Source organism: Salegentibacter sp. Hel_I_6, from assembly GCF_000745315.1.
In the GTDB taxonomy this organism is placed as follows: domain Bacteria; phylum Bacteroidota; class Bacteroidia; order Flavobacteriales; family Flavobacteriaceae; genus Salegentibacter.
Genome location: NZ_JQNQ01000001.1, coordinates 72030 through 85837, shown reverse-complemented (window position 1 = coordinate 85837; position 13808 = coordinate 72030). Strand labels below are relative to the sequence as shown.

The window sequence follows — 13808 nt, the reverse complement described above, 5'->3', positions numbered from 1 at the left end:
CTTTCCTTTAAGTTAAAATATTGCTCCTATTAATGACTAGTGAAATTTAATAAGTTTTTGGTTTTCGGCCTCTTTTTTTAGGAGTTAGGCGTTTACGAAACCGCAAATTTTATTTCGTTTCTGTATATAGAAGGAGACTTCCCGGTGAATTTCTTGAATTGCTTATTGAAATGACTAAAATTGTTGAAGCCACTTTCAAAGCAAACATCGGTGATGCTTATTTGCTTTTCGTGCAATAACTTAGCAGCGTGCACCAGTCGGTATTCATTTACAAATTGAACAAAAGTTTTCCCCGTTGTTTTTTTAAAATATCTACAAAAGGCCGGTACCGTCATACTAACTATATTGGCAATTTCTTCTAAGGTGATATTTCTTTTAAATTCATTTTTCACAAAGTTGAAGATCACATTTATGCGGTTATTATCTTCCAGCTCGGTGTCCAGTACAAAACCTTCGGCATTTAATAAGGTAAAATCTTTAGCGTTTTCCAGCATATTAAGAATTTCTAATAATCCAAGTAGGCGTTTATAATTAGTAAGCGAATTAAGCGCTTCAATTTTCTCGCCAATTAGATCTTTGTCTTCCCCGTGAAAAACAATCCCATTTTTGGCTCTTTCCAATAAAACTCTAACATTTCTCATTTCGGGGATCTCCCAGAAATTCTTTCCGAGGAAATCTGAGCTAAACTGAATTACGGTTTCCCGGTCGTTGTCGGTTAAGCTATCGGTAAAACCACAATGCGGCAAGTTAGCACCAATAAGAATTAGGTCTCCGTGCTGGTAGTAGGAGACGTGGCTTCCTATTTGTCTTTTTCCAGAACCACCATTTACATAAACCAGTTCTATTTCTGGGTGGTAATGCCAAAAAGTATGGTTTTTATTCTGATGCTGATAGTTAAAACTTTTAAAGGAAAACGAGCTTCCGAAGCTTGGATCTACTTTTTCAAAAGAGGGTTTGCTCGATTTTATCATATCATCAATAAATTAACTTTTAGGTAATATAGGTTTAATATCATCTGATTATACAAAATTAACTCAAAAGTATGCTATTTATACAATAAACTAATATTAAATAATTGTAAAGGTTAATATTGAACATTTTCTTGTTTATTCACTACTATTCAGAAGCTATAAAGTGACCTATCTTTGTAAATGTAAACAAGGAGTATTAACAATTAAAAAACAGAATTATGAAAAAAATATTGAAAAATTCGTTATTGCTAGTAGCTTTAATCACAGGAATTAATACTTATGCTGCTGACCGCGTGGAAGTTAGTGTAGATGAAACGCAAACTCTTATAGTGGAGTTAGATGAAATAAGAACTATTAGTTTAAAAGATGCATCTGGATTTATCTTATTTAAGGATAGTCCTGCTTTAGATGGTCATTACAGTAAACAAATAGATTTTAGCCGAATTCCAACTGGAACTTATTTTTTGAACACAGAAGATCTTAATGGAGTTTATACCACGGTTATCAAAAAATCTTCTACGGGAATAAACATCGCAGATAAAACCGCAGCAGTTGTTTTTAAACCAATTTATAAAGTAGAGAGCAATATGGTGAAGTTTTTCCTAACTAATCCCTCAAAAAGAAATGCTACTTTGAAGGTTTATGATCCAAGCGGTGAGTTAGTAGGAGAGGTTCAGGAAAAAAAATATACCGTGAATAAAACACTTGACTTTTCAAAAATGCCAAAAGGTGAATACACTTTTAGATTAAGTGTTTCTGGTGAGATTTTTACTGAAAAATTGTCTATTTAATTAAGCTAATTGAATCAATTTAAAACAGGGATTTAGGCTTTAAATCCCTGTTTTTTTATGCCCAATTTTCAGGGAAATTTATTTGAAAATTGAAAATTTTATAAGGGTATGATTTTTTTGCAGAATAAATTTAGAAGTATCTCTTTACTTTTTATAAAACCTAAATCACCCCTGGAAGCTTTAGTTTTTTATACCTTGATACCGGTATTTTTCATAGATTTTAAGTATTTTCAACCTGAAATAATGCTTTGTTTATCATCTATTTAAAAAAAGGCTCCTAATTAAAAACCATAATGATTAATCCCAAGCTGTTAATTGAAATTTTTCAGTCTTTTCCAGATAATTGCCTGTTGTTAGAAACAGATTCTCCAAAATTCACCATAATTGAGGTGAATCGTTCTTTTGAAAAGGCTTCTGGTGTTGGGAAAGAGCAACTTTTAGGAAAAGGAATATTTGAAGCATTTGGAGGTGAGTCTTTAGGAGAGGAGTCTATTGATATACTTTCAGCGTCTTTAGAAAATGCATTAAATTCTGGAGAACCAGATCATATTCCAGAGATTAGGTATGACCTTCCAGATCCGGAGACCGGGGTTTTGATCAAAAAAATTTTTCAGTGCGATAATATTCCAATTAATAATAGTAAAGGTAGAACCAAATTTATTCTACATCGAGTTCGGGATATTACCGATATGGTTGCCCGAGATAAGGAGGGAGTTTCTATAAAAAACCTACAGGAAAATGAGAGGCTGTTAAAGGAAACCCAGGAAGTTGCTCAAATAGGAAGCTGGGAGTTAGATTTAGAAGAGAACAAGCTTCTTTGGTCTTCAATGCTTAAAAAGATACACGGTGTTCCCCAGGATTTTAGTCCTACTTTAGAAACGGCTATAAATTTTTATAAAACCGATAAGGATCGGGCTACTATTAAAAATGCGGTTGAAAGAGCAATTGAATCGGGAGATGGTTTTGATCTTGAGCTTGAAATTATCACTGCTCAAAAAACTGATAAATGGATAAGAGCAACCGGGAAAGCTGAATTTAAAAATGGAAAGTGTTGTAGAGTTTTTGGCGGAACCCAGGATATCACCTCTCGTAAACTAACAGAAATAAGGCTCGAAAATATAAATGATAATGTACCTGGCGTAGTTTTTAGGTACCAGTTAAAGCCCGATGGCCAGGATGCACTAATGTATATAAGTAATGGCTCAAGGGAAGTTTGGGGAATTCCGCCCTGTGAAGCAGCTCGGGATAATAAAAAGGTTTGGAATTTATATCATCAAGAAGATTATAAAACCCATATGGAAACTATTAAGGATTCTGCAAGAAATTTGAGTTTGTGGTCTCACGAATGGCGAATCCTGCATCCTGAAAAAGGAATAAGATGGAACAGAGGATTTGGTTCTCCTCAAAAACTTTCTGATGGTAGTATAGTCTGGGATTCAATAGTTTTAGATGTCACTCAGGAAAAACTTGCATACGAATTACTCGAGTTAAACGAATCCCGGCAACGTAGTTTACTGGATTCGCAAACAAATTATGTAATAAGAACCGATATTGAGGGGAAATATACCTATTACAACAATAAATTTCAGGAAGATTTTGGTTGGATACATGGGGAGACTGGTTTAATTGGTGAAAATTGTATGATGGCGGTAATTGAGAAAGACCGTTCTAAAGTGGAAGAAACTGTTATAAGATGTTTGGAAAATCCAGATACAACTTTTCAATTAGAAATAAGAAAACCAAGACGGGATGGAAATGTGCGAACTACAGTTTGGGACTTCATTGCTTTAACTGATGCTAAAGGCAATCCGGCAGAAATACAATGTATAGGAATCGATATATCTGAGAAAAAAGAAGCTGAGATTGCGCTAATTGAAGCTAAAGTGCAATATGAAGATCTAATTAAAAGTATAGATGGTATTTTTTGGGAGTTAGATATAGAAACCTTCCAATTTACTTTTGTTAGTGATCAGGCTATAAAACTGGTGGGGATACCACCTTCAGAATGGTATGGAGACCCTAAGTTTTGGGAAGACCATATTCATCCCGAAGATAGAAGTTATGCCATTAACTTTTGCATGAGCCAGGTTGATAAAGGAAAGAACCACAGCTTTGAATATAGAATGAAAAAGGGAGATGGTAGTTATGTTTGGATAAGTGACGTGGTTTCTGTTGTAAAAGAGAACGGTAAGCCTAAATGTTTAAGGGGCGTGATGACTGATATCTCCCGAAGAAAAAAAGTTGAAAAAGATCTGGAGCAAAAACAGACTCGTCTAAATAAAATTATGAACGAGTCTTTAGATATTATTTCCGTAATTGATGCCGAAGGTCACTTTGTTGAAATTAATAAAGCTGCAGAAAATATCTTAGGCTACTCAGTTAAAGAATTAATAGGAAAAGCCTTTATGAATTTGGTTTTTCCAGAAGATGTTGAAATAACTGAAAAGGCTGCTATAGATATTATGAATGGGATTCCCATGACTAATTTTGAAAATCGCTATGTTTCAAGGAATGGAGAGATAATTCCTCTTACCTGGTCTGCATATTGGGATAAGAAAGAAAATCTTATGTATGCGATTGCAAGAGATTCAAGGGAAAGAAAGAAGGCGGAAGAACAACTTCAGCTTAGTGAACAGCGTTTTAAAAATTTAGTACAGGAAGGTGGTGATCTCATCGCGGTATTAAATGAAAATGGCGATTATGTCTATACCAGTCCTAATTTTATTTCGGTTTCAGGATATTCTACTAAAGATTTTCAAAACCATAGTGTGTTAGAATTTATTCATCCTAATGATCTGGAAGAAGTTAAACATAAATTTGAAAAGATTCTCACTCAAAAAAGGGTTCAGATTAATGCAGCCAGGTTTAAACATAAAAACGGTAGTTGGCGCTGGCTGGAAACCACGGCAACGAATCTTTTAGATGATCCGGCTGTTAAAGGTATAGTGTTTAATTCACGAGACATTACCGAAAAAAGGCGTTTTCAGGATTTGGAGAGCCTTGAGCGTAGAGTTTTAGAAATGAATTTTCAAAAAGCTACGAGGTTAAAAGAAATATTGAATTTTTATGTAGAAGATCTGGAGCGAATTAATCCCAATGCCTATTTCGTTATTCAAAAACTTGAGAATGAGAAACTTTTTAAATGGGCTTCAGGAGCTATTCCTAATAAGCTTTTGGAAACTTTAGAGGGGAGAAAGCTTAAACAAAAAGACGGTATTTGCTCATTTTTTGATGAGGAAAAACCTATTAATTTAAAAATTGACGAAGCTGAAAATTCAGATTTAAAGTCGGTGGTCCTGCAGAATGAAATTGATACCTGTTGGTCTTATCCCATTATAGATTCTAAAGATCAAACCCTGGGAATTTTTACCGTATTCTATAAACACGATCCATTTCCTGAAGAAAACCAGGAGCAAAGAAGCATCAAAAGATCGGTAGGAATATTACAGCTAATTATAGAATTCCAATTAAATGAACTAGCTCTAAAACGCAGTAACCAGCGATATGAATTTGTGAATAAAGCAACTGAAGATGCAATTTATGATTGGGATGTTGTAAAAGATGAATTGACCTGGGGAGATGGTTTCTATAAAATGATAGACACTGATAGGGAACACGGCAATTTTTCACTTGAAAATTGGGCCGAGGGCATTCATCCCAATGACATTTCTGAAGTTAATAAAAGTTTAGAGCGCAGTTTAAAGGATAAAAGTAAAAGCAAATGGAATGCTGAATACTCCTTCAGAAAATCAAACGGTACTTATCTCGATATTATAGAAAATGGATATATTATTAGAAATGATGAGGGAGAACCGATAAGGATGATTGGGGTTTTAAGGGATTTTTCAGATATTAAAGCTTACGAGAAAGAACTTGAAAATGCTAACGAAAGATATCGTTATGTTACCAAAGCCACTTCTGATGCTATTTGGGATTATGATGTTATAACCGGCCGGGTTTATTGGGGTGCAGGTTTTGAAAGTTTATTTGGTTATCAACTAAATACAATAACACCAGATTTATCGCCATGGTATGAAAATATTCATCCTGATGATTTAAAAAGAACTTTAGACAGTTTTGAACTTGTTATTAATGGCGATCTTACTATCTGGGAAGCAGAGTACAGGTATAGAAATATACAGGGAGAGTATTTAGATGTTTTTGATAGAGGCTTTGTGGTTAGGGATGAGCATAAGAAAGCCATAAGAATGGTTGGCGCAATGCAAGACATTACTCGAAAAAAACAGTATGAGACCTCTCTTAAAAAATTAAATTTAGATTTAAACGAAAGAGCCAAAGAGCTGGCAATTTCTAATGCCGAGTTAGAGCAGTTTGCGTATGTTGCTTCACATGACCTCCAGGAGCCACTTAGAATGGTAACAAGCTTCTTAACGCAATTAGAAAAGAAATATGGAGATGTACTGGATGAAAAGGGGCTCATTTATATTGATTTTGCAGTAGATGGGGCAAAAAGAATGCGACAAATAATTCTTGATCTTTTAGAATTTTCAAGAGTAGGAAGAACAGAAGATAAATTGGAGGACGTAGATTTAAATGAAATCTTAGATGAAATAAAGCACCTTTATCGAAAAAGAATAGCTGATCAAAAGGTAATCATAAAAAACAAGTGCCTACCTGTAATAAAAGCACCAAAAAGCCCAATTAGGCAGGTTTTTCAAAACCTTATTAGCAACGCCATTAAATACGGAAAAGAGCAGGAAAATACTAATATTACAATCAACTTCGAAGAAAATGAAGATTTTTGGAAATTTAGTATTGAAGATAACGGGATAGGGATAGATGCAGAGTATTTTGATCGTATCTTTGTGATTTTTCAACGTTTACACCGTAGAGATGAATATTCGGGCACGGGCATGGGATTAGCGGTTACTAAAAAAATTATAGAAAACCTGGGCGGTAAAATATGGCTGAAATCTGAAGAAGGAAAAGGAAGTATATTTCATTTTACAATTGCCAAAGAGGCTTCGAAATTGTAATAATTATCTTACATTTTATGGTTTATTTTTATTTAAAAGGGCATAAAATTTAAGTTTTTCATTTAAAAATCATTATATTTTAAAAATTCAAATTTTGAAATTCATCTTATACCTATGGAATCTATCCAAATTTTGTTAGTTGAAGATAATGAAGGTGATATCCTGTTAACTTCGGAAGCGCTTGAGGATGGTAAAATCCTTAACAAATTAAGTGTGGTTAGGGACGGGAAAGAGGCAATGCAATTTTTGAATAAAACCGGTAAGTATAAAAAAGCGGTAACTCCAGATCTTATTTTACTTGACGTAAACCTTCCTAAAATGAATGGTCACGAAGTATTAAAGTATGTGAAGCAGCATAAAGAACTAAAAAAGATTCCGGTAATTATGCTTACTACCTCTTCTTCTATGGAAGACATTAATAGTTCTTACCGTAATTATGCAAATTGTTATATCACCAAACCGATAGAAGTTGATGATTTTATGAAAGCTGTTAACCAAATTGAAGAGTTTTGGGTGAAATTGGTAAAACTACCTTCCAAATAATTATTTATCTTGAAAATATAATTAACAGGAAATTTTAATTTTTTGTTAATTAAAATACCAGTGCATTGTTTTAACTTTTTAGGCTATGCCTTATATTAGCGCCACAACTCCATGAACCACTTATGAGCCAGGAAACAAAGTATACCGAAGATAATATACGGTCTTTAGACTGGAAAGAACATATTAGAATGCGTCCCGGAATGTACATCGGTAAGCTGGGGGACGGCTCCAGTGCCGATGATGGGATTTATATTCTCCTAAAAGAAGTGCTGGATAACAGTATTGATGAGTTTGTAATGGGATCTGGCAAAACCATTGAGATCTCTGTGCAAAATCAGCGTGTTATTGTTCGGGATTACGGTCGTGGAATTCCTTTAGGAAAAGTTGTAGACGTGGTTTCAAAAATGAATACGGGCGGGAAATACGATACCCGCGCCTTTAAGAAGTCGGTAGGACTTAATGGAGTTGGTACTAAAGCTGTAAATGCACTTTCATCTTACTTTCGGGTTGAATCTTCAAGAGATGGGAAATCTCACGCGGCCGAATTTGCCCAGGGGGAATTGCAGGAAGAGGAACATCTTGATGAAACTTCCCGCCGTCGCGGAACCAAAGTGACCTTTGTTCCGGATGAGGTTATTTTCAAAAATTTTAAATTCAGAAATGAGTATATAGAAAAAATGCTAAAAAATTATGTGTACCTGAATCCCGGGTTAACCATAATTTTTAACGGTGAAAAATTCTATTCAGAAAATGGACTTAAAGATCTTCTAAAAGATAGTATTCACGAAGATGAGCGTTTATATGAAATTATCCATATGCGCGGCGAAGATATTGAAGTTGCATTAACACATAGTAAAGCCCAGTACAGTGAGGAATATCACTCTTTTGTAAACGGTCAAAACACTTCTCAGGGAGGGACACACCTTGCCGCCTTTAGAGAGGCAATTGTAAAAACTATACGCGAGTTCTACGGAAAAAATTACGACGCTAGCGATATACGGAAATCCATAGTTTCAGCCATTAGTATTAAAGTTATGGAACCGGTTTTTGAAAGCCAGACCAAAACAAAATTGGGTTCCACAGATATGGGTGGGAAGATGCCTACCGTAAGGACTTACATTAACGATTTTCTAAAAACACAGCTGGATAATTACCTGCATAAAAACCAGGAAACTGCGGATAGGCTTCAGCGTAAAATTTTACAGGCCGAAAGAGAACGTAAAGATCTTTCTGGAATTAGAAAACTTGCAAAGGATAGAGCTAAAAAAGCCAGCCTTCATAATAAAAAATTACGCGATTGCCGTATTCATCTTGGAGATAGTAAGAAAGAACGCTATTTAGAAACTACTTTGTTTATTACCGAGGGAGATTCGGCGAGTGGTTCTATTACCAAATCCCGTGATGTAAATACGCAAGCGGTTTTCAGTTTAAAAGGGAAACCTTTAAACAGTTACGGTTTAAGTAAAAAGATTGTTTACGAAAATGAAGAATTCAATTTATTGCAAGCCGCATTAAATATTGAAGAATCTTTAGAAGATCTTAGATACAATAATATTGTAATTGCAACTGATGCTGATGTAGATGGAATGCACATTAGATTATTACTTATTACCTTTTTTCTTCAGTTTTTTCCTGAATTGATCAAGGAAAATCATTTATATATTCTGCAAACGCCTTTATTCAGGGTTCGTAATAAAAAAGAAACTATTTATTGCTACAGTGAAACCGAAAGAAGAAATGCGGTAGAAAAATTAACCGGAAAAGCAGAAATCACACGATTTAAAGGTTTAGGTGAAATCTCTCCAGACGAATTTCAGCATTTTATTGGAGAAAATATTCGATTAGATCCTGTGATGCTGGATAAAGAAAAGTCTATAGACGAAATGCTAAATTTCTATATGGGAAAAAATACACCAGACCGGCAGGAATTTATTATTGATAATCTTAAAGTTGAACTTGATCTTGTTGAAGAGTTAGGCTTATGAGATTCACCAATAAGAATGAAGTAAAAGTGGTGCCCTCAATTTACATTGTTTTAGTGGCAATTTTTGTGACCAATATTTTTGTAAATATTGAGCTAATGAGCAGCGATGAGCCAGTAAGGTTTAGCCATTATGTGCCGAATATTGTGGTGCTTCTACTTAGTTTTTATGTACATAAAATAGGCCAGAGTTTCGAATTTGATAGCGACGGTGAAACTTTAAATCTAAAAAATAATGGTGTTTTTTTCTCAAAATTTATGGAATATCGGGTGCAAAAAGCTGAATTTCCAAAAAGAAAACTGGGGAAATTTAGGGTAAGCGATTACTTTTTATATTCCGCAGTAACAATTTATATAAGTTCACGTAGAAGACGTGGTTTCAAAAAATACACTTTTAACACTACTTTTCTCAGCCGTAAAAAGAAGCGTGGCATGATAGCTTCTATGCAGAAAATAGTGGACAATCAAAAAACTACAGCTTAATGGAAGAAAACCAGGAAGAAGCTAAAGATGAACATTTAGAACAACCAAAAGAAGAGCTTATTAAGGTAACCGGGATGTACAAAGACTGGTTTCTGGATTATGCCTCTTATGTGATTCTCGAACGTGCGGTCCCTGCCATGGAAGATGGTTTTAAACCGGTCCAGCGCCGTATCATGCATTCTATGAAAGACCTGGACGATGGCCGCTACAACAAGGTCGCCAATATCGTTGGGCATACAATGCAGTATCACCCACACGGGGATGCCAGTATTGGAGATGCCATGGTGCAAATAGGCCAAAAAGATATTCTTATAGATACCCAGGGAAACTGGGGGAATATTTTAACCGGAGACCGTTCTGCGGCACCCAGGTATATTGAAGCACGTTTGTCTAAATTTGCGCTGGAAGTTCTTTTTAATCCGAAGTTGACCGAATGGCAACTTTCTTATGATGGCAGAAAAAAAGAGCCGGTGAATCTGCCGGTAAAATTCCCCATGTTACTCGCCCAGGGTGCAGAAGGGATTGCCGTAGGTTTAAGTACTCGCGTACTTCCGCATAATTTTAATGAACTGATAGATGCTTCAATAAAACATTTAAAAGGAAAAAAGTTCACAATATTTCCTGATTTTCCAACCGGTGGTATTGCCGATATCTCCAATTACAATGACGGAAAACGCGGTGGCCGGGTTAGGGTGCGGGCAAAGATTAGCCAGTATGATAAAAATACCCTGGCTATTACTGAAATTCCCTACGGAACCACAACCACTACTTTAATTGATTCAATTTTAAAGGCCAACGATAAGGGAAAAATAAAGGTTAAAAAGATTGAGGATAACACCGCAGCAGAGGTGGAAATCCTTATTCATTTACCAAATAACATTTCCCCGGACAGGACTATAGATGCGCTTTACGCCTTTACCTCCTGCGAGAATTCTATCGCACCCCTGGGGTGTGTGATTATAGACAATAAGCCAATTTTCCTTGGAGTTTCTGAAATATTACGAAGCTCAACCGATCATACGCTTCATTTGCTGAAGCGGGAATTAGAGATTACCCTAGAGGAACTGGAAGAACAGTGGCATTTTTCATCATTAGAGCGAATTTTTATTGAAAAACGAATCTATCGTGAAATTGAAGAGGAGGAAACCTGGGATGGCGTGATCAACGCTATAGATGAAGGTTTAAAACCACATATAAAGCACCTTAAACGCGCCGTAACCCGGGAGGATATCACCAGGCTTACCGAAATTAGGATTAAAAGAATTTCGAAATTCGATTTAGATAAAGCGCAGCAGAAAATTGAAGCCCTGGAAGATGAGATCGCAAAGGTAAAACACCATTTAGATCATTTGGTAGATTATGCTATTGCCTACTTTACTAAACTTAAGAAAGATTACGGTCAGGATAAAGATCGAAAAACAGAACTTCGCATTTTTGATGACATTGAAGCCACCAAGGTGGTTATTAGAAATTCTAAACTCTATGTAAATCGTAAAGAAGGATTTATTGGAACGGCGCTTAAGAAAGATGAATATGTAACCGATTGTAGTGATATAGATGATATCATTTGCTTCACTGCCGACGGGAAAATGATGGTGACCAAGGTAGATACCAAAACCTTTGTCGGAAAAGACATTATTCACGTGGCCATCTTTAAGAAAAAAGACAAGCGTACAATTTATAATATGATCTACCGCGATGGAAAGGGTGGTGCATCATATATTAAACGTTTCTCGGTTACCTCAGTAACAAGAGATAAGGAATATGACTTATCCCAAGGAAAAAAGGATTCAAAGGTGCATTACTTTTCAGCAAATCCTAATGGAGAAGCTGAAGTGGTGACGATTTTCCTGCGACAGGTTGGAAGCATCAAAAAATTAAAATTTGACGTAGACTTTGCCGATATGCTTATTAAAGGCAGAAACGTAAAAGGAAATATTGTTACTAAATACGCCATAAAGCGCGTAGAATTAAAAGAAGAAGGTGTTTCTACTTTAAAGCCAAGGAGAATTTGGTTCGATGAAACCGTAAAAAGATTGAATGTAGATGAACGGGGGGAGCTTCTTGGAGAATTTAAAGGAGAAGATCGGATTTTAATTATTACTCAGGATGGAATTGCAAAAACTATAATTCCTGAACTTACCACACGTTTTGATGAAGAAATGGTAGTGCTGGAAAAATGGATGCCCAATAAACCAATTTCCGCAATTTACTGGGAGCCTGAAAAGGAACGTTTCTATGTAAAACGTTTTCTAATTGAAAATCCGGATAGAGAAGAAAAGTTTATCAGCGAAGCTGAAAACTCTTATTTGGAACTTGTTTCTACCGATTATTATCCGCAGGCGGAAATAGTTTTCTCTAAACAACGTGGAAAAGAACAGCGCCCTAATGAAGAAGTCAATATTGAAGAGTTCATTTCGGTAAAGGGGATTAAGGCTCTTGGAAACCAGCTGACTACCGAAAAAGTAAAACAGATAAACCCGTTGGAACCTTTGCCATACCGGGAGGAGGAAGATGTTCCTGCTGAGGATATAGAAGTGGTGGAGGAAGAATCTGTTTCAGATGAAAAAAACAAGCTGAATATTATTGGAAAAAAGGAGGATTCCGGTGAGTCTTCCCAGAGTCAGACTAAATTATTTGATGAGTAAATGAGTATTTTAAAAGAATTCAAGGAATTTGCCATAAAAGGAAATATGGTAGATATGGCCGTGGGGATCATCATTGGGACGGCTTTTAATTCGGTGGTCAATACTTTGGTTAAGGAAGTGGTAATGCCACCATTAAGTCTAATGACCGACGGTATTGAGTTCGCCAATAAAAAATGGGTGCTTCGGGAAGGTGTTGCAGAGGCAGATGGGGTAGCGCTCGTAGAAGAGGTTGTCGTAGGTTACGGAGCTTTAATTGAATCCTTCCTGGATTTCCTTATAATCGGGATGACGATTTTCCTGGTGATAAAATTTATGAACCGTTTTAGGAATAAGGCTGAAAATCCAGATGATAAACGGGAGGTTACCCCAAAGGATATCGAACTTTTATCTAAGATGAACAATCTGATGGAAGAGCAGAACCAGTTGCTTAAAAATAACTTCTCACGTAGAAAATAATCCTATTTAACGCGGTCTACCTGACCGCGTTGCTTTTTATCCTGGCCGACAATTCCATATTCAAATATATAGCCGTCCTTATGGGTAGTAAGGATCTTGATGTGAATTGGCTTTTCTTCAGCCATACTCTTCGGATTTAAATTTTTAAGAATATACTCGCAGTCATTGATCCATCTAACCGATGAGGTATCAGATTTCCCCTGGAATTCATCAATTTCTATAGAATCATTCCTTTTAAAGGTGGAAGTGGCTAATTCGCCGTTTAAATAGGTTTCATACTCGAAGGTACCAGTTTTAAAATCGCTGCAATCTCTATCCGGTTCGAAACAGCTTGTAAAAATAAAAAGTAGGCTAATAACAGCTAAAAGCTTCTTTATCATGGCAATTTCTTTTGAAATGCAAAATAAACCTATTTTAACCGGACAGTCAATTTTCAAAGGCATCAAAAGTGCCATCTTCATAAAAAATAACAATTTTTTTAATCGGCTTGCTTTTTCCCTGTTGAGGAAAAGGGAATGGTATCTCATTTTTCTGAGAACTGTTTCCTTTTTGTACAGGGGAAGGCGTTGAAATCTCTTTTTTTATTTCAGTTTCTGGAGAAGATTTTTCGGAAGGAGGGAAACTTCCTTTTCCATTTAATAGCCAGTATAATTCTACTTCTGGAAAAGACTTTACAACCTTCATCACAAAATCTAAACTAGGCTTATTTCTACCTGAGAGAATATGAGAAATAGAAGAGCGACCGACTTCGATTTGATCGGCAAACCCAGCGGCCGACAATTCATAAAACTCCAGTATTTTATGTAAGCGTTTAGAGAAATCTTCAGTGTTTACCATTGTAAATTATAATCTGCAAAATTGCTATTTACAAATGTAATCAAACCTTCGGTAGCCTGCAAATTACAGATGTAAATAAGTAGAATTAGGTAAACAATAAC

The 13808-nt window shown here is 35.7% G+C and carries 10 protein-coding genes; 7 read left to right on the top strand and 3 right to left on the bottom strand.

The features are described from left to right. Window positions 1-92 precede the first annotated feature (92 nt). A complete protein-coding gene (locus tag FG27_RS00325; protein ID WP_037314060.1) occupies window positions 93-971 on the bottom strand; it encodes an AraC family transcriptional regulator in 879 nt (292 codons plus the stop codon). 218 nt (window positions 972-1189) lie between these two features. Here FG27_RS00325 and FG27_RS00320 point away from each other — a divergent pair, with 218 nt between their 5' ends. From FG27_RS00320 to mscL, 7 genes are all read left to right on the top strand, one after another. Then, on the top strand, window positions 1190-1762 hold the full coding sequence (locus tag FG27_RS00320; protein ID WP_037314059.1) for a T9SS type A sorting domain-containing protein: 573 nt from the start codon (window positions 1190-1192) through the stop codon (window positions 1760-1762). Between the two features lie 293 nt (window positions 1763-2055). After that, window positions 2056-6759 (top strand): PAS domain-containing protein, encoded by a 4704-nt coding sequence (locus tag FG27_RS18555; RefSeq protein WP_051935712.1) that lies wholly within the window; start codon window positions 2056-2058, stop codon window positions 6757-6759. A 114-nt stretch (window positions 6760-6873) separates the two neighbouring features. Continuing rightward, window positions 6874-7302 (top strand): response regulator, encoded by a 429-nt coding sequence (locus FG27_RS00310; RefSeq protein WP_037314057.1) that lies wholly within the window; start codon window positions 6874-6876, stop codon window positions 7300-7302. A gap of 122 nt (window positions 7303-7424) precedes the next feature. Further along, window positions 7425-9287 carry a DNA topoisomerase IV subunit B gene (locus FG27_RS00305; RefSeq protein ID WP_037314054.1) on the top strand — a complete coding sequence of 621 codons (1863 nt, stop codon included), beginning with the start codon at window positions 7425-7427 and terminating at the stop codon, window positions 9285-9287. Further along, window positions 9284-9766 (top strand): hypothetical protein, encoded by a 483-nt coding sequence (locus FG27_RS00300; protein ID WP_037314052.1) that lies wholly within the window; start codon window positions 9284-9286, stop codon window positions 9764-9766. Before FG27_RS00305 ends, FG27_RS00300 begins: the two co-directional genes overlap by 4 nt. Next, window positions 9766-12414 carry a DNA gyrase/topoisomerase IV subunit A gene (locus FG27_RS00295; protein WP_037314050.1) on the top strand — a complete coding sequence of 883 codons (2649 nt, stop codon included), beginning with the start codon at window positions 9766-9768 and terminating at the stop codon, window positions 12412-12414. The genes FG27_RS00300 and FG27_RS00295 overlap by 1 nt, the downstream gene beginning before the upstream one ends. Then, window positions 12415-12870, top strand: a complete 456-nt coding sequence (gene mscL / locus FG27_RS00290; RefSeq protein WP_037314048.1) for a large conductance mechanosensitive channel protein MscL — start codon at window positions 12415-12417, stop codon at window positions 12868-12870. A 2-nt stretch (window positions 12871-12872) separates the two neighbouring features. Here mscL and FG27_RS00285 read toward each other — a convergent pair whose 3' ends face one another. Continuing rightward, the gene (locus FG27_RS00285; RefSeq protein ID WP_037321847.1) at window positions 12873-13250 is read right to left on the bottom strand and encodes a hypothetical protein; all 378 of its coding nucleotides are present in this window, start codon (window positions 13248-13250) and stop codon (window positions 12873-12875) included. Between the two features lie 46 nt (window positions 13251-13296). Continuing rightward, window positions 13297-13707: a helix-turn-helix domain-containing protein gene (locus tag FG27_RS00280; protein ID WP_037314047.1), complete on the bottom strand. Its 411-nt coding sequence runs from the start codon at window positions 13705-13707 to the stop codon at window positions 13297-13299. Between the last annotated feature and the right edge of the window lie 101 nt (window positions 13708-13808).